Annotated in this window: 21 protein-coding genes and 1 riboswitch; of the genes, 6 read left to right on the forward strand and 15 right to left on the reverse strand. The window is 70.6% G+C overall.

The annotated features are described in order from the left end of the window. Positions 1-9 precede the first annotated feature (9 nt). The 8 genes from ACIA8R_RS39335 to ACIA8R_RS39370 form a co-directional block, all read right to left on the reverse strand. Positions 10-1,311, reverse strand: coding sequence for a VWA domain-containing protein (locus ACIA8R_RS39335; RefSeq protein WP_364087069.1), 1,302 nt, complete (start codon positions 1,309-1,311; stop codon positions 10-12). Further along, positions 1,308-2,756, reverse strand: a complete 1,449-nt coding sequence (locus ACIA8R_RS39340; protein WP_397042574.1) for a hypothetical protein — start codon at positions 2,754-2,756, stop codon at positions 1,308-1,310. The genes ACIA8R_RS39335 and ACIA8R_RS39340 overlap by 4 nt, the downstream gene beginning before the upstream one ends. Next, positions 2,756-3,247, reverse strand: a complete 492-nt coding sequence (locus ACIA8R_RS39345) for a hypothetical protein (RefSeq protein ID WP_364087065.1) — start codon at positions 3,245-3,247, stop codon at positions 2,756-2,758. The genes ACIA8R_RS39340 and ACIA8R_RS39345 overlap by 1 nt, the downstream gene beginning before the upstream one ends. Positions 3,248-3,358: 111 nt before the next feature. After that, positions 3,359-3,649 (reverse strand): hypothetical protein, encoded by a 291-nt coding sequence (locus ACIA8R_RS39350; RefSeq protein ID WP_397042576.1) that lies wholly within the window; start codon positions 3,647-3,649, stop codon positions 3,359-3,361. A 184-nt stretch (positions 3,650-3,833) separates the two neighbouring features. Next, positions 3,834-4,247, reverse strand: a complete 414-nt coding sequence (locus tag ACIA8R_RS39355) for a cupin domain-containing protein (protein ID WP_357693746.1) — start codon at positions 4,245-4,247, stop codon at positions 3,834-3,836. A 16-nt stretch (positions 4,248-4,263) separates the two neighbouring features. Then, a complete protein-coding gene (locus ACIA8R_RS39360) occupies positions 4,264-5,079 on the reverse strand; it encodes a phosphoenolpyruvate hydrolase family protein (RefSeq protein ID WP_364087063.1) in 816 nt (271 codons plus the stop codon). After that, positions 5,079-6,302, reverse strand: coding sequence for a Tm-1-like ATP-binding domain-containing protein (locus ACIA8R_RS39365; RefSeq protein WP_397042579.1), 1,224 nt, complete (start codon positions 6,300-6,302; stop codon positions 5,079-5,081). The genes ACIA8R_RS39360 and ACIA8R_RS39365 overlap by 1 nt, the downstream gene beginning before the upstream one ends. A 79-nt stretch (positions 6,303-6,381) precedes the next feature. After that, positions 6,382-6,840, reverse strand: a complete 459-nt coding sequence (locus ACIA8R_RS39370) for a nuclear transport factor 2 family protein (RefSeq protein WP_397042580.1) — start codon at positions 6,838-6,840, stop codon at positions 6,382-6,384. Positions 6,841-6,937: 97 nt separating this feature from the next. Here ACIA8R_RS39370 and ACIA8R_RS39375 point away from each other — a divergent pair, with 97 nt between their 5' ends. Then, on the forward strand, positions 6,938-7,549 hold the full coding sequence (locus ACIA8R_RS39375; protein WP_397042582.1) for a TetR/AcrR family transcriptional regulator: 612 nt from the start codon (positions 6,938-6,940) through the stop codon (positions 7,547-7,549). On the opposite strand, the gene ACIA8R_RS39380 is transcribed toward ACIA8R_RS39375, so the two are convergent. After that, positions 7,528-8,259: a CHAP domain-containing protein gene (locus ACIA8R_RS39380; RefSeq protein WP_357693755.1), complete on the reverse strand. Its 732-nt coding sequence runs from the start codon at positions 8,257-8,259 to the stop codon at positions 7,528-7,530. The genes ACIA8R_RS39375 and ACIA8R_RS39380 overlap by 22 nt on opposite strands. A gap of 13 nt (positions 8,260-8,272) precedes the next feature. Further along, a riboswitch (cyclic di-AMP (ydaO/yuaA leader) is annotated at positions 8,273-8,410 on the reverse strand. A gap of 263 nt (positions 8,411-8,673) precedes the next feature. After that, positions 8,674-9,021 carry a luciferase family protein gene (locus ACIA8R_RS39385; protein ID WP_364087055.1) on the reverse strand — a complete coding sequence of 116 codons (348 nt, stop codon included), beginning with the start codon at positions 9,019-9,021 and terminating at the stop codon, positions 8,674-8,676. 242 nt (positions 9,022-9,263) lie between these two features. Here ACIA8R_RS39385 and ACIA8R_RS39390 point away from each other — a divergent pair, with 242 nt between their 5' ends. Beyond that, a complete protein-coding gene (locus tag ACIA8R_RS39390; RefSeq protein ID WP_364087053.1) occupies positions 9,264-11,216 on the forward strand; it encodes a glycosyl hydrolase family 18 protein in 1,953 nt (650 codons plus the stop codon). Between the two features lie 160 nt (positions 11,217-11,376). Beyond that, positions 11,377-12,420, forward strand: coding sequence for a PP2C family protein-serine/threonine phosphatase (locus ACIA8R_RS39395; protein ID WP_397042585.1), 1,044 nt, complete (start codon positions 11,377-11,379; stop codon positions 12,418-12,420). Here ACIA8R_RS39395 and ACIA8R_RS39400 read toward each other — a convergent pair. From ACIA8R_RS39400 to ACIA8R_RS39420, 5 genes are read right to left on the reverse strand one after another with little or no spacing between them, the layout of a single operon-like run. Further along, positions 12,415-13,776 (reverse strand): sulfatase-like hydrolase/transferase, encoded by a 1,362-nt coding sequence (locus ACIA8R_RS39400; protein WP_364087049.1) that lies wholly within the window; start codon positions 13,774-13,776, stop codon positions 12,415-12,417. The two genes, ACIA8R_RS39395 and ACIA8R_RS39400, sit on opposite strands and share 6 nt — an antisense overlap. 10 nt (positions 13,777-13,786) lie before the next feature. Continuing rightward, positions 13,787-14,593: a carbohydrate ABC transporter permease gene (locus ACIA8R_RS39405; RefSeq protein WP_397042588.1), complete on the reverse strand. Its 807-nt coding sequence runs from the start codon at positions 14,591-14,593 to the stop codon at positions 13,787-13,789. Continuing rightward, a complete protein-coding gene (locus ACIA8R_RS39410) occupies positions 14,593-15,471 on the reverse strand; it encodes a sugar ABC transporter permease (RefSeq protein WP_357693766.1) in 879 nt (292 codons plus the stop codon). Before ACIA8R_RS39410 ends, ACIA8R_RS39405 begins: the two co-directional genes overlap by 1 nt. Continuing rightward, a complete protein-coding gene (locus tag ACIA8R_RS39415; RefSeq protein WP_357693768.1) occupies positions 15,468-16,733 on the reverse strand; it encodes a sugar ABC transporter substrate-binding protein in 1,266 nt (421 codons plus the stop codon). Before ACIA8R_RS39415 ends, ACIA8R_RS39410 begins: the two co-directional genes overlap by 4 nt. 14 nt (positions 16,734-16,747) lie before the next feature. After that, positions 16,748-17,746, reverse strand: a complete 999-nt coding sequence (locus ACIA8R_RS39420) for a LacI family DNA-binding transcriptional regulator (RefSeq protein WP_397042591.1) — start codon at positions 17,744-17,746, stop codon at positions 16,748-16,750. 293 nt (positions 17,747-18,039) lie between these two features. Between ACIA8R_RS39420 and ACIA8R_RS39425 the strand changes: the two genes are divergently transcribed. The 3 genes from ACIA8R_RS39425 (at position 18,040) to ACIA8R_RS39435 (ending at position 22,566) form a co-directional block, all read left to right on the forward strand. Next, entirely contained in the window at positions 18,040-20,334 is a 2,295-nt protein-coding gene (locus ACIA8R_RS39425; protein WP_397042592.1) for a chitinase C-terminal domain-containing protein, read from the forward strand. Between the two features lie 193 nt (positions 20,335-20,527). Next, the gene (locus tag ACIA8R_RS39430) at positions 20,528-21,931 is read left to right on the forward strand and encodes an APC family permease (protein WP_397042594.1); all 1,404 of its coding nucleotides are present in this window, start codon (positions 20,528-20,530) and stop codon (positions 21,929-21,931) included. Then, entirely contained in the window at positions 21,928-22,566 is a 639-nt protein-coding gene (locus ACIA8R_RS39435) for a GPP34 family phosphoprotein (protein WP_397042596.1), read from the forward strand. The genes ACIA8R_RS39430 and ACIA8R_RS39435 overlap by 4 nt, the downstream gene beginning before the upstream one ends. Positions 22,567-22,584 lie beyond the last annotated feature (18 nt).

Raw genomic sequence — 22,584 nt, forward strand, 5'->3', positions numbered from 1 at the left:
GGGGTTCTCCTAGGTGAGGAAGTTCTTGAGCTCGAAGACGAGCTTGCGGACATGGCCGGAGAGCACGGGGGTGCCCAGGTCCTTGAGTTTCTGGCGGTACCACGGATCGACGCTCTGGTAGCCGGAGCTGTTGACCGAGCCGACGGGGATGAACTTGACCCCCGACCGGTGGATCGACCCGAAGTCGTTGATCAGCGAGCGGTTGTCGTAGAAGTCGGAGATCCACACCATCACCGTGTTGCGCGGATCGGCGATCTTCGGTCTGGCCAGGGCCATCGCGGCCGTGCCGTCGGTGCCGCCGCCGAGCGTCGTGCGCAGCAGCACCTCGAACGGGTCGTTCACCCACGGCGTCAGGTCGAGCGCGCGGGTGTCGTACGCGACGAGGTGCACGTCGACCTTGGGCAGGCCGGCGAAGATCGAGGCCAGGATGGTGCAGTTGACCATCGCGTCGACCATCGAGCCCGACTGGTCGACGACCACGATCAGCCGGGCCGGGGTGGTGCGGCGGGCCGTCTGCCGGTAGAAGAGCCGGTCGACGTAGAGCCGCTGGTCCTCGGGGCTCCAGTTGGTGAGGTTCTTCCAGATCGTGCGCTCGATGTCGAGGTTGCGGAAGACCCGCTTCGGCGGCACCGACCGGTCGATGACGCCCACGCTGGTCTTCTCCACCTGCGTGCGCAGCACCTCGGCGACCTCGTCCACGAACCTGCGGATGAGGGCCTTGGCGTTGGCCAGCGCGACGCCCGACAGGTTGGACTTGTCGCGCAGCAACTGCTCGATGAGCGACATGCTGGGCGTGAGCTGCCTGGCCAGGGCCGGGTCCGCCAGCACCTCGCGCAGGCGCATGCGCTTGACGAGGTCGCCCTCGATCATGGCGAGCACGGCGGCCAGCTCTTCGTTGCCCGGCCCGTTCCTGAGGCCGCCGGGCTCGCAGCCCATGCCCTTCTCGAACCAGCCGGCGTCCTGCTTCCAGCGGGCCAGCTGACCCGCCGAGACGTCGCCCGTGCCGGTGGAGAACACGTTGAGCAGCAGCTTGGAGACCAGCGCGGCGCGGCGCACCTCGCCGCCCTCCTCGTGCTCCTTGTCCGCCATCAGGTCCTGGAGCTCGTCGCCCAGCTCGGGAAAACGCTGGACGAGCGTGTCCACCGACACGCCGGGGTCGAGCAGCGCGGGCGGCAGCTCCAGGTCGCCGACGATGCCCATGCTGGCCGTCTCCAGCGCGGGCTGCTCGTCGGCCGAGAACAGCCGCGACATGAGCCGCCAGTACAGCACTTGACGCCTGGTCTCGTCGGCGCTCGTGGTGGGTTCGGTCATTTCCGCAGCAGCCGTCCTGCCCGTTCGCGCAGCACGGCGACCACGTCACCGGCCTTGGCCTCGGCCTTGACGACCTTGGGGTCGGTCGGGCCCGTCGCCCAGTCGCCGTTGTGCACGGTGACCGGCTTCTTCTTGACCGTGGCCTGGACGGCGAGCGGCTGCAGCAACCACCTGCCGCCGTCGCGGCGCACCAGCCCGATGCACGCCGAGGACGCGGCCACCAGCTCCGGCGTGAGCGGGCAGCTCGTCGGGAGCCGGTCGAGGTCGAGGGTGAGCTTGTTGCCGCCCAGGTCGAGGACGTGCCCGTCGACCGTGTACCCCTCGACCAGCACCGGCTCGGCGATGCGTACGGGATGGCGGTCGAGCGGCGGCGTGGCCGGGGCCGACGCGCCCGCGAGCTGAACCCGCGCGGTGGTGAACGGATCGGCCTCGGCCCCCGTACGGGCGCGGTCGTCGTGCCACAGCAGGTCGCCGCCGGGCAGCAGCGGCATGCCGTCGATCTCCACGGACCGGTGCTCGGCCAGCGCGCCCATGAGCACGGGCCGGCCGCCGAACAGCCGCCACACCGACGGCCCGACGATGGTGTCGACCTTGGCCGCCGCGACGCTCGTCCGCACCAGCCTCGCCTGCCCCCCGGCCTCCTCCAGGACGCCGTGCACCTGCACGCGGACGACCGTGGCATGCTCGTGCACGTCGGCGCCGAGGATCAGCAGCCGCCCCGACACCGGCTCGGGCACGCCGTGCCACGGGCCGGACTGGGCGAGCAGCAGCCCGCGCGTCCACAGATCGGCCCACCGCCTGACCGGCACCCTGTCCATGGTCGCCACCGGGGACGACGCCCGCAGCTCGGCCGCCAGCCCGTCGAGCAGGACGGCGAGCCCGCGTGACCCGGGCACCGCGAGCAGCGCCTCGATCACCTGGTCACCGCCGGAGACGAGGTCGTCGTCGACGCCCCGCCAACCGGTGATCGCCAACTCCCGCAACCACACCCGGCACCCGGCCAGCACGTTCTCCGGCACCCCACCATCGGACGCCGCCCCTGCATTGACCTCCGTCGCACCGCCGACAGACGCCGCCCCTGTGTTGGCGTCAGTAGTGGCGGCCGAAGGCCAGGAGGTGCGGCTGCGGCCCAGTGCCTGGTCGAGGCGGGCGAGCAGGGCGTCGTGCACCGCGCCGAACAGCGCGGCACGCCCCCCGGCCAGCGCCGCCAGATGCTCGTCGGCGACCGACCCCGCGGTCACCTTCTCCGCCGCCTCGGCCAGCCGGTCGCCGAGCGGGGAGCCCGCGAGCGCCCCCGCCAGCGCGGCCAGCGCCGCCGCGTCCTCCTCCGCGACCCGGGCGAACCCGTGCCCGAGCGCTCCGTCGAACCCCGCGACGAGCGCGAGCGCCTCCTCCACCCCGGCCGGCCCGTCGCCGACCAGCTCCCCAAGCTGTACGTCGAGCATCACCGCACCTCCCCCATCGCCGGGAACCAGTGCAGCTCGGCCAGCGGCTCGGTGCTGTCCGGCACCTCCAGGTAGGCCAGGTGGCGCAGGAACCGGCTGAACACCACGGCCGCCGGCGTCCGCTGCGGGGTCCCGTTCAGCGCGCTCATCAGGCCGGCGCCTTCGGGCACCTCGACACGCAGGTAGCGGGCCACCCGGTCGAGGCCGTACTGCAGCACGGCCTCGTCGGCCAGCATGCGGATGTGCTTGCACGCGTAGCCGTGCAGCGCGCCGCACGGGCGGTTGTTGTTGGTGCTGCAACTCAGGTCATGGGTGCCGGCGGCGATCGACGAGACGTAGACCCGCTCGATGTCGGACCCGCTCGACACGACCCCCTGCAACCTGCCGTCAGCCAGCTCGACGAAGGGCACCTTCGCCAGCTTGCGCGGCTGGACCGGCGGCACCACCCGCACGACGCTGCGCTGCTCCCACGCGGTTTCGTCCGCGTCCAAGATCTCGACCTCCAGTCCGACGGCATGCTCACGCCGACAGCCAACTTCGATGGGCTTGATCAACAGATCCGGAAATCTACCGGAGGCCACCGACATACCGGGGCCGAACGATCATCTGGCCAGTACGCCTTCCGCGACCCCGACGGCCACGAGCTGCACCTCTACTGGGAGTCGGAGTGGTACGAGCCGCCGGAGGAGCTTCGCCCGTCGCCCAAGAACCAGCCGCAGGTCTTCCCCGCCACGGGCGTCGGCGTGCGCCGGCTCGACCACGTCAGTTTCCTGGCCGCGCAGGCGGCGGCCGGCGGCGCGTTCGTCAGGGACACGCTCGGCGCCCGCGTCACCGACGCAGATCATGCCGGACAGCGGCCGGATCTCGGCCCAGTGGCTGCACTTCGCGAACAAGTCCTACGACCTCGTCTGCACCGACGACCGGTCCGGCTCCAGCGGCCGGCTGCACCACATCGCGTTCGCCACGAACAGCCGGGAGGACATCCTGCGGACCGCCGACCTGTGCCTCGACCGCGGCGGCTTCATCGCCGGAGCCGAGGTCAAGCAGCCCGGGCGCTCCGCACCCGGCCTACGCCGTTCACGGCGTGACGGCCGTCCAGGTCGGGTGGTCGCCGGGGGTGAGTTCCGTGAAGCCGGGGAGGTCGCGGAGTGCCGCTTCGGCTCCGCCCGGCGTGTACGTCGCGATGATCCGCAGCGGCCGCCACCCCGTGTTGAACGTGGAGTGCAGCGTGCCCTTCGGGATGTAGATCGCCTCACCGGCCCTGACCGGGAACTCCGGGTCGTCGCCGACGGTCTGCCGCCCCTCGCCCTCGATGACGTAGAGGACCTCGTCGGAGTCCGGGTGGAGGTGGCGTTCGTGCCCCTTGTTCGGGTTGATGATGACCTCGCCGAACGTGGAGGACGCGCCCGGCACGGCGTCGGGCGTCACGTGCCATTTGATGGCCCCCCAGTCGAAGAGCATCGTGGGAAGGGCGTCCGGCCGTCGGTGCATGGCGGGTTCCTCCCGGTCAGAGCTGCTTGAAGGCGCGGACCTGCTCGGCGATGGCCCGCTCGGCGGGCAGGCGTTCCATCGAGGACGCGCCGAAGAAGCCGGCGATGCCGACCGTCTTGTCCTGGATGTGGCGTACGTCGTCGGGCTCGGCGATGGGGCCGCCGTGGCACAGGACGATGATGTCGGGGTTCACGGCGACGGCGGCGTCGCGCATCTCCTGGATCCGTACGGCGGCCTCGTCGAGGCTGATCGCGGTGACGGCGCCGATGCTGCCCTTGGTGGTCAGGCCCATGTGCGGGACGAGGATGTCGGCGCCCGCCCGCGCCATGGCCGTGGCCTGCTCGGGGCTGAACACGTAGGGGGCGGTGAGCAGGTCGCGCTCGGCCGCCAGCTTGATCATCTCGACCTCCAGGTCGAAGCCCATGCCGGTCTCCTCCAGGTTCGCCCGGAAGACGCCGTCGATCAGGCCGACCGTCGGGAAGTTCTGGACGCCGGTGAAGCCCATGCGCTTCAGCTCGTCGAGGAAGTGCGGCATCAGCCGGAACGGGTCGGTCCCGCACACCCCGGCCAGCACCGGCGTGTCCTTGACGACCGGCAGGACCTCGCCCGCCATCTCCACGACGATCGCGTTGGCGTCGCCGTACGGCATCAGGCCGGCGAGCGAGCCGCGGCCGGCCATCCGGAACCGCCCGGAGTTGTAGATGATGAGCAGATCGACCCCGCCCGCCTCGGCGGATTTGGCGGACAGCCCGGTGCCGGCGCCGCCGCCGATGATCAGCTTGCCTGCCTCCCGCTGGGCGCGCAGCCTCCGTAGTGCCTCGTCGCGATGCATCAGGCCCCCTTCTGGATCAGTTGGTGCAGCCGGTCGGCGGCCGCCACGGCGAACTCCGCGCTGTTGATGTCCTGGTCGCTCTGGACGACCTCGACGGGGCTCCCGGCGACGGCCGCGAGCACGGCGTCGAAGCAGGCCGCGTCGGCCCGGGGGTCGTGGAACGGCCCGCCCTCGACGTCGACGGCCGAGACGCCGCCGCGCGGCACGAACAGCGTGACGGGCCCGGAGGCGCGGGCCAGCCGCTCGCCGATCGCCCGCCCGATCTCGGCGTTCTCGGCGGGGGTGGTGCGCATGAGCGTCACGGTGGGGTTGTGGACCAGGAGCTGCCGTGACCTGAAGCGGTCCGGCACGGTCTCCATCGGCCCGAAGTTGACCATGTCGACCGCACCCAGGCTGACGACCTGCGGGACGCCGGCGTTCCCCGCGGCGGTCAGGCGGTCGGGGCCGGCCGACAGGACGCCGCCGACGAGCTCGTCGGCCAGCTCGGTGGTGGTCAGGTCGAGCACCCCGGCGAAGTGGCCGCCCGCCGCCAGCGCCTCCATGGCGCGTCCGCCCGAGCCTGTGGCGTGGAAGACCAGCACCTCGTAGCCCAGGGACTCCAGCCGGGCCCGCGCGGCGTCCACGGCGGGCGTGGTGACGCCGAACATCGTGGCCGCGACCAGTGGTTTGTCCGCGCCGGACGGCTCGGCGCCGGCGTCGTACGAGGCGGCCATCGCGCTGATCGCGGCGGCGGCGTTGGCCAGGATGCGGCGGGAGATGGAGTTGACGCCCGCGACGTCGACGACGCTGTACATGAGCGTCACGTCGGTCTCGCCGACGTAGGCGGACACGTCGCCGCTGACCATGGTCGACACCAGCAGCTTGGGCAGGCCGACGGGCAGCGCCCGCATGACCGCGGCGGCGATGGACGAGCCGCCGCTGCCGCCCAGCGCGAGCACGCCGCCCAGCCCGCCGCGGGCGTGCAGCTCCTTGGCGACGGCCGTGGCCCCGGCCGCCATCGCCGCGAGCGCGGCGCCGCGGTCGCCCGCGCTCCTGAGCCGGTCGAGGTCGGTGCCGGCGGCCCGCGCGACGGCCTCTGCCGGGACGTCGGCGGCCAGCGCGGAGGCGCCCATCACGCCGGTGTCCATGAGGACGACGTCCTGCCCGGCCCGGACGATCAGATCGCGGACGAGGGCATACTCCTCCCCCTTGGTGTCGAGGGTGCCCAGCAGCAGAACCGCCATGTCAGACCTCCTACGATCGGCTCCTCGACCTTACCCGTTGATCTCCGGGCGGGCTGTCAATGCCGGAGCGATCGCGGGGTCACCGGACGCCGAGGACGTCCACTCCGTGCTCGGACAGGGGGCGGGAGCCGAAGATGCGGCGTTCGTCCTCCGTGATGGGGACGTCGTTGATGCTGGCCTCCCGGCGGCGCATCAGCCCGGACTCGTCGAACTCCCACTGCTCGTTGCCGTAGCTGCGCCACCACTGGCCGGTGGCGTCGCGGGACTCGTACTGGAAGCGGACGGCGATGCGGTCGCCGGTGAACGCCCAGAGCTCCTTGCGCAGGGCGTAGTCCAGCTCCCGATCCCACTTGCGGCGCAGGAACGCGGCCATCTCGGCGCGGCCCGTGACGAACTCGCCGCGGTTGCGCCACACGGAGTCCTCGGTGTACGCGAGCGCGACACGTTCGGGGTCGCGGGTGTTCCAGGCGTCCTCGGCGGCCTGGACCTTGATCCGGGCGGTCTCCTCGGTGAACGGCGGAACGGGCGGGCGTGTCATGTGATGTCCTCTCATATCGAGAGAACGGGCGTTCTCCCGGGGTGTGCGATAGCGTAGAGAACGAGCGTTCTCCGCCGCAAGCACCTGGAGGAGTGTCATGGATCACGAGCAGCTGCTGCTGGACGCCGCGGGCGACCTGTTCTACCGCCGCGGCGTGCAGGCGGTCGGCATGGACGAGATCCGCGCCGCCTCCGGCCTCTCGCTGAAGCGGCTCTACCAGTGCTTCCCGTCGAAGGAGGCGCTGGTCGTGGCCTACCTGCGGCGGCGCGACGAACGCTGGACGGCCTCGCTCACCGCGTACGTGACGGACGCCGGCGACCGCATCCCGGCGGTCTTCGAGTGGCTGGAACGCTGGTTCACCGAGGACGACTTCCGCGGTTGCGGCTTCGTCAACGCCTTCGCCGAGCTGGGCGCCGGTTCGGCCGCCGTCCGTACGGCGGTGCGCGCACACAAGGAACGCCTGCGCGCCTACCTGAGCTCGCTCGCCGAGAAGGCGGGCGCCGGCGATCCCGGCCTGCTCGCCGAGCAGTTGCTCACCCTGATCGACGGCGCCACCGTGACCGCGATGATCTCCGAGGACCCCGGCGCCGCCCGCTCGGCCGCCCAGTCCGCCGCCACCCTGGTCGACCAGCACACACGCGAAAGAGCGCACCCCCCGCAGGGAGTGCGCTCTTCACAGGAGGGAGATCAGGCGGCGTACGACGGGTAGCCGTAGCCGACGACCTGGGAGGCCGGGCGGACGCGCTCCTCGACCTTGCCGTTGCCGGTGTTGCCTTCGATCGTGGAGATCGTGCCGTCGCCGTTGTCCTTGACGACGAAGCCGACGTGCTGGATGTCGCTCAGGCTCTTGCTGCCGCTCCAGGAGAAGAAGACGACGGCGCCGGGCTTTGCCTCGGTGCCCCAGCGGCCGTTGGAGGCGAACCACTTGGCGTGCGAGACGGTGTAGGCGTCCCAGCCGACCTGCGGGCGGGCGCCGGTCTGGTCACCGACCCAGGAGACGAACATCGAGCACCAGGCGGCGTTCACGTAGTCCTGGCGACTGCCGCCGTCGCGGGCGACGGTCTCGGCGGCGCGGGGCGAGCCGGCGTACCACTTCTGGAACTTGGTGCCGCCGCCGTTGGCGTCCTCGGAGACGCCGACCTGGGCGCGGGCGGTGGCCAGGACCTGGGCGGCGGTGACGTTCACCTTGCCCTTGGCGCTCTCGTCGGTGGCGCGCTTGTCGGCCACGGTGGCGACACGCGGCTGGGCGGCGGCCACGCCGGCGACCTTGGCGGTCTGGGCGGCGGTGCCGGCGGTGGCGTGGACGGTGTCGGCGTTCACTGCCGCGTGCGTGCCGAGCACACCGGCGACGGCGGTCGCGCCGAGGGCGATCTTGGCGAGGTCGAGCTTGTAGGCACGGTGAAGACGGTGCTTGGCCATGAGGGATTACTCCTTGTGCTTCCGTGCCGCTTGCCGGGTTAGCTGACGGGTTCGGGCGGGAAGCTGCCCTACGGCACCGTGGTGCCGATTCACCCCGATGGACACATGGGTCCCCGGTTCCGCGCACAGGCGGATTCAGCGGTCTCTGGTCAGGCAAAGGGCTGACGCATCGTCTTCCCGGGCCCAGGAAAGGGCCTGAAGGTATATCTGCGACGCCCGGACGCGGTGTATCCGCGCCGACTCTGTACAACACGGGTCCCGCTGGGGTAATTCCCCGGCAATGACATCCCTACCTGGGACGTCTCCCCGTTCGGCTGTGTACAACCAAGCTACCCGGCGAGTAATTCCAGGGCAAATGGAGGGCATTGTTCAGACGGTGCGTAGGAGAAACGCTACGCACCGCGAAGAATCGTTTCAGGCCACGTGCGCCTTTATCGCCACGCTCGTGAGGGCCAGCAACAATTCCAGATCGGGCTCGGCGTCGACCTGCACGGCGACCCAGGCGCGGTCGCGGCAGGCATGGACCTGATCGCACGCCTGCAAATAGGGCTCCAGGCGTCCGATGGCGGGGGCGGTGAGCCGTACGTGGACCTCGTCCCGGCCGGCCAGGCGCAGGATCTCGGTTCCGTGTACGGCGAAGGCGACCTGTCGCCCGGTGCCGCTGACGTTCAGCGACGGCCAGGACCGTAACTCCGCGACCGCGCGGACCACGTAAGGTCCGCGGCGCGTGGGCGTCCGCCGCCAGGCGGAGATTCCTGCCACGCTCCCATGCTGGGCCACGGCTCACCCCGCCGTCAGCCCCCGTTCCTGAACCGTTATCCCCTCGTGAACGGGCACATTCGGGGTCTGACCGGCACGATTACGGACGCCTGACCGATACGTATTGACGCTCCCGCAGGCAGAGGCTACCGTCGATTCACAACTTAAAGGAAACTTTCCTAATAGTTTCCCCAGAAGTCTCCCATCCCACTCCCCACACACCCCCCAACGGATGTCGGAGCGACATGAAACACACCATTCTGAGCAAGGTCCTGGCAGGAATGGCGGCATTGGCCCTGCCCCTGACCGCGGCCGTCGCCGTCCCACCGATCGCCTCCGCCAGCACGGTGGCCTTCGCGGCGGCCTGGGCCCCGTGGACCGCGTACACCGCGGGCACGGTCGTCACCTACAACGGCGTGGACTACGTCTGCCTCCAGGCGCACACCTCCCAGCCCGGCTGGGAGCCGCCGAACGTGGCGGCGCTGTGGAAGGTCTCCGGCGGCGGCGGCAGCGACACGACCGCGCCGTCGGTGCCGGGCAACCTGCGCTCGACCGGCGTCACGAACAACAGCGTGGCCCTGGCCTGGGACGCCTCCACCGACAACGTGGCCGTCACCGGTTACGAGATCTACCGCGGCGGCACTCTCGTCACCACCGTCACGGGCACCACGTACAACGACACGGGCCTCACCGCGAGCACGGCCTACACCTACACCGTGCGCGCGCGTGACGCCGCCGGCAACCGCTCGGCCAACAGCAACCAGATCACCGCCACCACCACGGGCGGCGGCGGCGACGACAAGACCCCGCCGACCGTGCCGGGCAACCTGCGCTCGACCGGCGTCAGCAGCAGCAGCGTCTCGCTGGCCTGGAACGCCTCGACCGACAACGTGGCCGTCACCGGTTACGAGATCTACCGCGGCGGCACTCTCGTCACCACCGTCACGGGCACCTCGCACACCGACAGCGGCCTCAGCGCCAACACGTCCTACACCTACACGGTGCGCGCGCGTGACGCGGCCGGCAACCGCTCGGCCGACAGCAACCAGATCACCGCGACCACCACGGGCGGCGGCGGTGGCGGCAACAAGGTGCTGGGCTACTTCGTCCAGTGGGGCATCTACCAGCGCGGCTACCACGTCAAGAACATCGACACCAGCGGCTCGGCGGCCAAGCTGACCCACATCAACTACGCATTCGGCAACGTGCAGAACGGGCAGTGCACGATCGGCGACAGCTACGCCGACTACGACCGCTTCTACCAGGCGGGCGAGAGCGTGGACGGCGTCGCCGACACCTGGGACAACGGCGCGCTGCGCGGCAACTTCAACCAGCTGCGCAAGCTGAAGAAGAAGTACCCCAACCTGAAGGTGCTCTTCTCCTTCGGCGGCTGGACCTGGTCCGGCGGCTTCGGCCAGGCGGCGCAGAACCCGACGGCCTTCGCCGACTCCTGCTACAAGCTGGTGGAGGACCCCCGCTGGGCCGACGTCTTCGACGGCATCGACATCGACTGGGAGTACCCGAACGCCTGCGGCCTGACCTGTGACACCAGCGGCGCGGCGGCGTTCAAGAACGTCATGTCGGCGCTGCGCTCGCGCTTCGGCGCGAACAACCTGGTCACCGCGGCCATCACCGCCGACGGCAACGACGGCGGCAAGATCGACGCGGCCGACTACGGCGGCGCCTCCCAGTACGTCGACTGGTACAACGTCATGACGTACGACTTCTTCGGCGGCTGGGACGCGCAGGGCCCGACCGCCCCGCACTCGCCGCTCACCACCTGGGACAAGATCCCGATCCCCGGCTTCTACACCGACAACGCCATCCAGAAGCTCAAGAGCAAGGGCGTCCCGGCCGCGAAGCTGCTGCTCGGCATCGGCTTCTACGGCCGCGGCTGGACCGGCGTGACCCAGGCCGCGCCCGGCGGCACGGCGACGGGCCCGGCGCCCGGCACGTACGAGCAGGGCATCGAGGACTACAAGGTCATCAAGACCCGCTGCCCGTCCACCGGCACGGTCGCGGGCACGGCGTACGCCTACTGCGGCAACCAGTGGTGGAGCTACGACACGCCGAGCACGATCGGCGGCAAGATGGGCTACTCGAAGAGCCAGGGCCTCGGCGGCGCGTTCTTCTGGGAGCTCAGCGGTGACACCACCAACGCCGAACTTCTCACGGCCATGAAGAACGGCCTCGGATAAGTTCGCACGTCAGGGCCGGTCCCGGGTTTCGGGGCCGGCCCTTCGCCGTGTCCGGCGCGCCGCAGGACGGAACGTGGACGCCTTGGGAGAAGCTGGTCACCGGGGGTGAACGACGATTCTCTGGGGTGGCGGGCTCAGGCGGCCCTTCTTCACGACGCCGGTGTTCCTGGTCGGCCTGATCGGGATCACGGCGCTGGTGGTCGGGCTGGACCGGTTCACCGGCGGGGGCGCGGAGCTCGTGCCGGTGCTGATCTTCCTGCCGGCGATCGTCTCGGGGCTCGGCACGGTGTGGCAGACGGCGATCGCGTCGTTGTGGGTGCTGGTGGTGGTGTCGGGCTCGGTCGCCTACCTGGGCGGCAACCTGCGGACGAACCTGGAGGTCTCCGGCTTCACCGCGGCGTTCGGGTTGATGAGCGTGGTCGGGGCGAGCTACCGGATCCAGCGCGAGGACGAGGTGCGCCGGTTGCGCTCGGCCGCCGCGGCCTTGCAGCGGCAGCTCGTCAGGCCGCTGCCGCTGCGCTCGCTCGACGTGGTCGTGGACGGCCTCTACCAGCCCATCGAGGAGGACACGATGGTGGGCGGCGACATGTACGAGGTGGCGCCGTCGCCGTACGGGACCCGGGTCATGATCGCCGACGTGCAGGGCAAGGGGCTGCCCGCGATCGGCGCCGCGCTGGCCGTGCTGGGCGCCTTCCGGGAGGCGGCCTACCGCGAGATCAGCCTCATGGGCGTGGCCGACGCCCTGGAGGACGCGGTGACCAGGCACAACAGGTTCGCCGCGCACACCGGCGAGCCCGAGCGCTTCGTCACCGCGCTCCTGCTGGACGTCGGCCCGGAGCTGGAGGTGGACGCCGTCAACTGCGGGCACATCGCGCCGTACCTGATCCACAACGGGAACGCCGGGCAGCTCTGGCTCGGCGAGCCCGAGGTCCCGCTCGGCCTGGCGTCGCTGACGGGCGAGCCCCGCCACGGCGCGCGTTTCGCCTTCCCGCGGGGGGCCTCGCTGCTGCTGTGCACCGACGGCGTCACCGAGGCCCGCGACCGGGACGGCTCCTTCTACCCGCTGGAGCAGCGGCTGCGCTCCTGGGCCCGCGACCCGCCGGCCAGGACCGTCGAGGCCCTGGCCGCCGACCTGAACACCTTCACCCACGGCGCCCCGCGCGACGACATCGCCGTGCTCATCCTGCGCAGGACCGGCTCATGACCGCCGCTGGTGGCCGAACCTGACCGGCTCGGGGCCGAGCATCCGTACCGCCGGGTCGGGCAGGACGCGTTCGTCGGAGTCCAGCTCGGCGGCCGGGTCGACGACCGGCTCGGCCTCGCCCGCCTCGACGATCCGGCGCAGCAGGCGTTCGCGCAGCTCGGCGGCCACCTGCGCGTGCGAGCGCAGCCCGGCCAGGTTGACCAGCTCGTGCGGGTCGCTGTCGAGGTCGTACAGGGCCTGCTCGCGGTAGCGGGGGGCGGCCGGGGCGTTCCAGGGGTCGGCGTCCTCGGCGACGGCGTAGTACTTCCACCGCCGCGTACGGAGGCCACGTCCCACCTCCGACTCGCTCACCTGGAAGAACACCTCCTCCGGCCACGGCGCGCGGGAGTCGGCGAGCAGCGGCAGGAACGAGCGGCCCTGCATCTCCTCCGGGACGGGCAGCCCGGCCGCCGCCAGCAGCGTGGGCGGCAGGTCCAGGGTGCTGACCAGGCGGGAGATGGCGCCGCCGCCGTCGAAGCCGGGGCCGCGCAGCGCCAGCGGCACCCGCAGGGACGCGTCGTGGCAGGAACGTTTGTACTCGTCGTTGCGGGTCTTGAAGTGGCTGCCGTGGTCGGAGGTGTAGGCGACGATCGTGTCGTCGAGCAGGTCCATGCTGCGCAGCGCGTCGAGCAGCCGGCCGAGGCCCTCGTCCAGGCGTCTGACCTGGCCCAGGTAGCCGCCCAGGTGGCGGGCCGAGGTGCCGCCGAGCGCGGCCAGGTCGGCGGGCAGCCAGCGGCCCTGGTGGCGCTCCTCGTAGCCGTCGGGGGCGGGGTGGTTGTCGACCTCGTTCTGGTGGTGGGGCTCAAGGAACGAGACGAAGAGGTAGAAGGGCTCGGCGTGGTGGTCGGCGACGAACCTGATCGCGGCGTCCACCAGCGCGTCGGAGCGGTAGCCGGGCAGGAAGACCGGCTCGTCGGCGTCGTCGTAGACGATCGTGCGGTAGGCGTCGGAGGTGAACTCCAGCGTGTTGGCCGCCAGCCAGGTGCCGTAGCCGCCGCGCTGCCCGGCCGGTACGGGGTCGCCGTCGGCCAGGTGCCACTTGCCGATGTAGCCGGTGGCGTACCCGGCCTCGCCGAAGTGGTGGGCCAGGGTGCGCTGCCCGCCGGGCAGGGTCAGCCCGTTGCGGTGCACGCCCACGGACGTCGGGTAGCGGCCGGTCTGCAGGGCGGCGCGGGCCGGGGCGCACACCGGCTGCGGGGTGAGCGCCACCGTGGCCTGCGTGCCGTGCCTGGCCATCCTGTCGAGGTTCGGGGTGAAGGGGCCGACGGTGTCCCACCGCTGCTGGTCGGTGAGGACGACGATCACGTTCGGACGCAAGAAGGGGCTCCTATCGAAGGCCGGTGAGCGCGATGCCGCGCACGAAGTACCGCTGGGTGAGGACGAACAGGACGGCGGTGGGCACGAAGAGGATCACCGAACCGGCCGCCGTCAGGTGCCACAGCGTGAAGTACTCCTGGTTGAACAGGGTGAGCCCGACCGGGATGGTCCGCATCTCCGGCGTGGACGTGGCCACCAGCGGCCACAGGAACTCGTTCCACTGGAAGACGAAGGTGAACAGCCCGAGCACGGCCATCGCCGGCCTGGCCTGCGGCAGGATGATCCGCCGGTAGATGGCCAGTTCGGAGGCGCCGTCGATGCGGGCCGCGCTGATCAGGTCGTCGGGGATGGGCTGGATGAACTGCCGCATGAGGAAGATGCCGAACGCGTCCATGAGGAACGGCGTGATCAGCCCCTGGTACGTGTCGAGCCAGCCGAGCTGGGCCATGAGCACGTACAACGGGATCATCCGCACGAAGAACGGCACCATCAGCGTGGCCAGCAACGCCACGAACAGCGTGTTGCGCAGCGGGAAGCGGAACTTGGCGAACACGTACCCGACCAGCGGGTCGAACACCAGGTGCGCCAGCGTGATGGCGCCCGCCACGACGAGGCTGTTGACGATGAAGTCGCCGAAGGGCGCGCAGGTGAACAGCTCGGCGTAGTTGCCCCACTGCGGCGCGGCGGGCCACAGGACCGCCTCGGCCGACATGGTCTCCGCCTCGGTCTGCAGCGACAGCGACACCATGTACAGCAGCGGCAGCACGGTGACCAGCGAGGCCAGCCCGAGCAGGGTGTAGAGCAGCGGCCTGCGCATCAGTACACGACCTCCCCGCGCCGGCCGGCCCTGAGCTGGATCAGCGTGAACGCCACGATGACCGCCAGCAGCAGCACCGACTGGGCCGAGGAGTAGCCGAAGTCCCTGGTGCGGAAGGCCACGTTGAAGATGTGGAACACCGACAGGTCCGTGGCGTCGCCGGGCCCTCCGTTGGTGATGATGTACGCCTGGCCGAACGCCTGCAGCCCCGAGATGACCGCCATCACCGACACGAACAGCGTGGTCGGCGCGAGCAGCGGCAGCGTGATCGACCAGAACCGGCGCCAGGCGTCGGCGCCGTCCATCTTGGCGGCCTCGTGGTAGGTCTCCGGGATACCTTGCAAGCCCGCCAGGAACAGCACCATCGTGTAGCCGACGCTCTGCCACAGCGTGACCGCGGCGATGGTGAGCAGCGGCGCGGTGTTGAGCCACTGCTGTCCGGGCAGGCCGAGCGCGCCGAGCAGCCGGTTCAGCACGCCCAGCTCGGGGTCGAGGATGTTGCGCCACAGCAGCCCGACGATGGCCACGGACGTCAGGTACGGCACCAGCAGCAGCACGCGGAAGGCCACCCGCCCCTTGAGCGGCTGGTCGATGGCGAGCGCCAGGCCCAGTCCGATCACGATCGAGCCGGCCACCACGGCCACCGCGAAGGCCACCGTGACCAGGAACGAGTGCCGCACCGCCGGGTCGGCCAGGGCCTGGCCGTAGTTGGCCAGGCCGGCGAACCGGTCGGCCTGCGGGCCGGTGCGCAGGCTGGTGGCGACGACGTTGCCGATCGGCAGGTAGAAGAAGGCCGCGAAGAACAGGATGGCGGGGGTCAGGAACAGGTAGGCCGTCCTGGCGTAGCGGCCGGCCAGGGTCCTGGGGCGCGGGATCACTTGAGGAAGCCCTCCGCGGCCTGGGTGAACTTCTTCAGGGCCGCCTCGGCGGGCGTGTTCCGGATGAGCACCTCCTGATACATGATCTTGAGCTGCTCCTCCCACTTGCCGAGCTGCCCGGTGAGCCGGACCTGCCTGCCGGGGTCCTCGGCGTAGGCCAGGGCGTCGGCGAAGACCTTGGTGGCCGCGTCCGACTGGACCTCGGGCAGGGCGGCCCAGGAGGTGCGGGGCATGAGCATGCCGACCTCCGCGGTCGCCGCCTGCTCGGCCTGGAGGGTGGTGACGCGCCTGATGAAGTCCCACGACAGGTCGGGCCTGGCCGCCTTGGCGGGCACGAACAGGCTGACGCCCGCCGCGTTGGTGGCCTGCCGGGCCTTCCGCAGCGGCGGGGCGACGCCGAGGTCGATGTCGGGGCTGGTCTTCCTGATCGGGTCCAGGTCCCAAGGACCGGTGAGGATCATCGCGGCGCGCTTGGCCGAGAACAGCTTCTGCGGGCCGGAGTAGTCGGTGCTGGAGACCGGGACGGGGGCCACCTTGTGCTTGTGGATCAGGTCGGCCTGGAACTGCATGGCGGCGACCGCGTCCGCGAAGGGGGTCATGATCTGGCCGGTCTTCGCGTCGTAGGGGGTGACGCCGGCCTGGAGCAGCCAGGGCCAGATGTAGCCGTAGTCCTGGTTGAGCGCGACGCCGTGGACGCCGTCCTTGGTGAGCTTGACGGCGGCGGCGAGGAACTCGTCCCAGGTGGACGGGGGCTCCAGGCCGGCGTCGTCGAGCATGGCCTTGTTGTAGAGGAGCGTATTGCAGGTCAGGTGGAGCTGAACGCCGTACACCTTGCCCTGGTAGGAGTTGCGCTCGACGGTGGCCGGACGCCAGTCGGCGGGGAAGCCCATGGCGGCGCCGTCGCGGTCGACGTGGTCCTGGAGCGAGCGGGCGTTGCCGGAGATGGCGAACTCCTGCACCCAGCCGCCGGGCTCCTCCACCACGTCGGGGCCGGTCCCGGAGGCGAAGTCGGCCAGCAGGCGGGTGCGCAGGTCGGGCCACTGGTACTTCTGCAGGTTGACCTTGACCTTGTGGGCCTGCTCGAACTCGGCGATCACCTTGCGGTAGGCCTGGTAGTCGTGGCCGGCGTTCCAGTAGACGGTGAACGTGCCGGGCGCCGCGCTCTGCGCGGGCGGGGCTCCCGCGCAGGCGGACAGGACGGGCACGGCGGCCGCCGCCCCGGCCAGGCGGAGCAGGTCGCGGCGGGAGAGGGTGGGAGACATCTCGCATTTCCCTTCTAGGAAGAGCCCCGCCGCAGGAACGTCCACGGCCGGACGATCTCGCGGGCGGGCAGGGGCTCCTCGGCCTGGAGGCGGTCGAAGAGCAGGCGCACGACGTCGGTGTAGTCGTGCCTGAGCGGGCCGACGGTGCTGAGCTGCGGGTTGCTGATGAGACCTTCGCCGACGTTGCCGACCCCGACCACCGCCAGGTCGCCGGGGACGCGCAAGCCCGCGTCCCTGGCGGCCCGGATGACGCTGATCGCGGCCCGGTCGGAGGCGGCGAAGACCGCGTCCGGACGGCCGGGCGAGGCCAGCAGCTCGGCGGCGGTCTGGTAGGCCGAGACCCGGTCGTCCGCGCCGGAGACGATGATCCGGTCGGTGACGCCGTGCCGGTCGAGGGCCGTGGTGTAGCCCAGGAGCCGGCCGACCGGACGGTCGCGGTAGAGCTCGTGGCGCTGGGCCATGAACGCGATCCGGCGTCTGCCCTGCTCCAGGAGGTGCTCGACGGCTTCGGCGCACGCCTCGGCCTCCGGGGTGCGGACGACGTCGCAGCCCTCGGGCACGTCCACGTCGTGCACCACCACCATCGGCGGCCGTCCGGCCGGCTCGGCCAGCAGGTCGTGGACGAGCTCGTCGACGGCGACGTTGACCAGGGCGCCGTCGGCGATGCCGCTGCGCAGCACGTCCGCGGCCGCCCTCGCGCGGGCCCGGGAGTAGACGGCCAGGGTGATCACGGAGTAGCCGTGCATGTCGGCCATCTCGTGCAGGTCCCTGGCCAGCCGCTCCTCCGACGGCACGCCGCCGGGCGAGCTCTGCACCAGGCAGACCCGCTGGGTCCGCCGTCTGCGCAGGCTCCTGGCCGCCTGGTCGGGGGTGTAGCCGAGCTGCCTGGCCGCGTCGAGCACCCGTTTCCTGGTGCCGACGGCGACGGGACGGTCCCGGCCGCTGAGCACGTAGGAGACGGTCGCCACGGACACGTTCGCCAGTTCGGCCACCTGTCGCGCTGTCGGTCTCATGTTAGTCGAATAACCTAGCATTTCCTATAGGAAAGACGGGTAATTAAGCGATGGTGAGCTCGGGCTGCTGTGGCTGGAGTGGGGAGTGGACATGCGTCGGCCGTCCGTCCCGTTAATCGTTTAACAGAGAGGTGGAGGAACCGTACTCCCCCTGGTCGCATGCGGGCAAGCGGCACCTCGGGCGGCCCTCAGGTGAACTATTAAGAAAGTTTCCTAACAGAGAGCATTGACGGTCCTGGTCACTCGGCTTACGTTCCGATCAACCCCCCAGCCATGCCCCATCGGAGGTGGCCTTGAAGCCCTTACGCACCCGCGCGGCGCTCGCCGCGTGCGGCACCTCACTGCTGCTCATCGCCGGAGCCCTGGCCGGTACGGCCACCGCCGCGGCCGACAACGCCGCCTGCCGCCCGGACGGCCTCTACCAGACCCCCGGCGTGGACGTCCCCTACTGCCTGGCCTACGACGAGGACGGCCGCGAGAAGATGGGGGCCGACCACCCCCGCCGCATCATCGGCTACTTCACCAGCTGGCGCACCGGCAAGAACGGCCAGCCCGCCTACCTGGCGAACAACATCCCGTGGGGCAAGGTCACCCACCTCAACTACGCCTTCGCCCACGTCGACGGCGCCAACAAGATCGCCGTGGACGCCAACGCCACCGCGACGGAATGGCCCGGCGTCGCGGGCGCCGAGATGGACCCCGCCTACTCCTACAAGGGGCATTTCAACCTGCTCAACAAGTACAAGAAGCAGTTCCCCGGCACCAAGACGCTGGTGTCGGTCGGCGGCTGGGCCGAGACCGGCGGCTACTTCGACGCGAACGGCGCCCGCGTGCCCTCCGGCGGCTTCTACTCCATGACCACCAACGCCGACGGCTCGGTCAACCAGGCCGGCATCGGCACGTTCGCCGACTCGGTCGTCGCCTTCATCCGCGCGTACGGGTTCAACGGCGTCGACATCGACTACGAGTACCCGACCTCGATGAAGGACGCCGGGAACCCGCTCGACTGGACCATCGCCAACGCCCGCAGGCCGAACCTGATGAAGGGCTACGCGGCGCTGATGCGGACGCTGCGCCAGAAGCTGGACACCGCGGCGGCCGCCGACGGCAAGTACTACATGCTGACCGTCGCCGCCCCCGCCTCCGGCTACCTGCTGCGCGGCATGGAGACCTTCCAGGTCACCCAGTACCTGGACTACGTCAACATCATGTCGTACGACCTGCACGGCGCCTGGAACGAGTTCGTCGGCCCCAACGCGGCCCTGTACGACGATGGCAAGGACGCCGAGCTGGCCAAGTGGGGCGTCTACACCACCGCCCAGTACGGCGGCCTCGGCTACCTCAACACCGACTGGGCCTACCACTACTTCCGCGGCGCGATGCCGGCCGGCCGGATCAACATCGGCGTGCCGTACTACACGCGCGGCTGGAAGAACGTCAACGGCGGCACGAACGGCCTGTGGGGCACCTCCAACGGCCAGAGCGGAAGCTGCCCGCAGGGCCTGACGACGTGCGGCGACGGCGCCCGCGGCATCGACAACCTGTGGCACGACGAGGAGAACGGCAAGGAGGTCGGCGCCGGCTCCAACCCCATGTGGCACGCCATGAACCTGGCCAAGGGCATCGCCGGCTCCTACGGCCCCGCCTACGGCCTCGACCCGGCCGGCGACCCCGAGGACAGGCTGACCGGCACCTACACCCGCAACTACAACGCCACCCTGACCGCCCCCTGGCTGTGGAACGCCACCAAGAAGGTGTTCCTGTCCACCGAGGACGACCAGTCGCTCGGCGCCAAGGCCGACTACGTCAAGAACCAGGGCATCGGCGGCGTGATGATCTGGGAGCTGGCCGGCGACTACGCCTGGGACGCGGCCAAGGGCGAGTACTTCATGGGCCAGACCCTGACCGACCTGCTCTACGACAAGCTCAGGACGGCGAGCCCGTACGGCGCGGCCAAGGCCAAGGTGGCCGTCCCCGCCGAGAAGGTGGACGTCACGATCGAGGCCACCGGCTTCCCCGCCGGCGACAGCAACTACCCGATCAACCCCAAGCTCGTCATCACCAACAAGACGCAGACCACCATCCCGGGCGGCGCGGAGTTCCAGTGGGACTACGCGTCCTCGGCCCCGAACAACGCCAAGGACCAGTCCGGCTTCGGCCTGAGGGTGATCAGCAGCGAGCACACCGGCAACAACGTCGGCGGCCTCAAGGGCGACTTCAACCGGGTGTCGGTGAAGCTGCCCACGTGGCAGACGCTCGCCCCCGGGGCGTCGGTGACCCTCGACTACGTGTACTACCTGCCCGTCCCCGGCCAGGCGAACTACACGCTGACCTTCGGCGGCAGGACGTACGGGCTGCTCCAGGACCTGGCGCGCGGCGGCGTCGCGCCCAGCCCGAGCCCGACGCCGACCGTCACCCCGACCGGCGGCTCCTGCACCGCGCCCGCCTGGAGCGCGACGGCCGTCTACAACGGCGGCCAGCGCGTCTCGCACAAGGCGCACACGTGGGAGGCCAAGTGGTGGACGCAGGGCCAGGAGCCCGGCACCACCGGCGAATGGGGGGTCTGGAAGGACGTCGGCGCCTGCTGAGGAGGCGCCGGCGACCGCGCGGACGGGCCCTCGGCGAGGTCAGGTACGCAAGCACCTGGAGCAGACCCTTGCGACGTGACCGTGAGCTACGGAAGGATCGCCAGATCGAGCCCCACCGGTATCCGTAACCCCATGCGTATACCGAGGCCCGTCACCCCCCCGCGTGCGCGCATGACGACATGGAGAGGCTGTCGTGCAACCTCAGGAGAACGTCGAGCAGTTCGGCTACCGTCAGGAATTACGTCGCGGGGTCGGGCTTACCGACCTCGTGTTCTACGGCCTGATCTTCATGGTGCCGATCGCGCCGTTCGCGATCTTCGGCCCGGTGTACAAGATCTCGGGCGGCATGCCCGTGCTGGCGTACCTGGTGGGCATGGTCGCGATGTTGTTCACCGCGGCCTCGTACACGCAGATGGTCCGGGCCTTCCCGTTGTCGGGTTCGGTCTACAACTACGCGGGCCGCGGCATCGCCCCGCCGGTCGGATTCATGACCGGCTGGGCGATCCTGCTCGACTACCTCCTGGTGCCGAGCCTGCTCTACCTCGTCGCCTCGATCGCCATGAACGCCAGCGTGCCGGGGGTGCCGGTCTGGGGCTGGCTGCTCATCTTCGTGGCCGTCAACACGGTGATCAACCTACGCGGCATCCGGATGACGATCACCCTCACCAAGGTGCTGATCACCTGCGAGCTGGTCGTGCTCGGCCTGTTCGTGCTCATCGGGGTCTGGGCCCTGCTCCAGGGCGAGGGCCAAGGGTTCAGCCTCTCTCCGCTGTTCAACCCGGACACCTTCTCCTGGCCGGTGATCTTCGCCGCGGTCTCCGTCGCGGTGCTGTCCTTCCTCGGCTTCGACGGCATCAGCATGCTCGTCGAGGAGTCCGCCGGCGGTTCCGCCCAGGTGGGCCGGGCCATGCGGCTCGCGCTGATCCTGGCCGGCCTGCTGTTCGTCGTCCAGGTCTGGGTGGCGGCTCTGCTGGTGCCCGATCCGGCGGGCCTGCTGGCGTCCGGCTCGGAGAGCGCCTTCTACGACGCCGCCGCCTCGGCGGGCGGCGAGTGGCTGCGGCACGTCACCTCGACCGCCACCGCGATCTCCTGGGGCTTCGCCGACACGCTGGTGGCCCAGGTCGCCGTCTCCCGCCTGCTGTACGCCATGGCCCGCGACCGGCAACTGCCCTCCTTCCTCGCCAAGGTGTCGATCAAGCACTCGGTGCCGGCCAACGCCATCCTGCTCGTCTCGGCCCTGTCCGTCGGCATCGGCGTGTGGGCGGCGCAGCTGGAGGACGGCTCCGGCGTCACCCTGCTGAGCAGCCTGGTCAACATGGGCGGTTTGATCGCGTTCGTGGTGCTGCACCTGTCGGTGATCGTCCACTACCGGGTGCGCGGGCGTTCGTCCGACCTCTGGTCGCACGTGGTGATGCCGCTGATCGGCATGGCGATCCTGATCTTCGTGATCGTCAACGCCAACATCCTGGCCCAGCGGGTCGGGCTGATCTGGCTCGCCGTCGGCTTCGTCGTCCTCGGCGTCCTGTACGCCCGGGGCCGCCGTCCGACGCTGGACGACGGCGAGAAGGCCGGCCTGACCGGCATCCGGTCGCCATGACGCGGCCGCCGCTCCACCAGGAGCTGTTCCTCATCGGCCACGACCAGTCCGGCAAGCCCCTGGTGCACCAGCACTCGATGGCGCTCGGGCTGGCCGGGGCGATGCTGCTCGACCTGGCGCTGAGCGAGCGCGTCACGGTCGAGCAGGGCCGGATCGCCGTCACCGACCCCACCCCGGTCGGCGACGCCGTGGTGGACTCACTCGTCCCGATGCTGGCCCGCGACCGGGCCGAGCGGGAGGCCAAGTTCTGGATCAAGAAGCTGGCCGAGGACGCCTACGACCGCACCCGGCAGAGCCTGGTCGCCTCGGGCGTGCTCGTCATCGTGACCAGGCGCCGCATGGGCATGTTGCCGTACACGCGTCACCAGCTGGCCGACATCGCCTCGGTGGTGCGCGCCTCGGCCGGGGTGCGTTCGGCCGTGGAGGGCTGGAAGCAGCCCGACGGGCGCGGCGCGGCGCTGTGCGGGTTGGTGGGGGCGCTGCGGCTGGAGGCCGAGCTCTACCTCGACCAGCCTTCTGCCCGGCTCATCGAACGGCTGCGGGAGATCGCGCGCGAGCACTCCCCCGTCGTCGCGGCGGTCGTGGAGCTGATCGACGACATGCTCGGCGAGGCCGCGGTCGCGGTCTTCCGCTGACCACGGCCCCCGCCGGGA

The organism is Nonomuraea sp. NPDC051191 (assembly GCF_044455665.1).
Taxonomy (GTDB): domain Bacteria; phylum Actinomycetota; class Actinomycetes; order Streptosporangiales; family Streptosporangiaceae; genus Nonomuraea.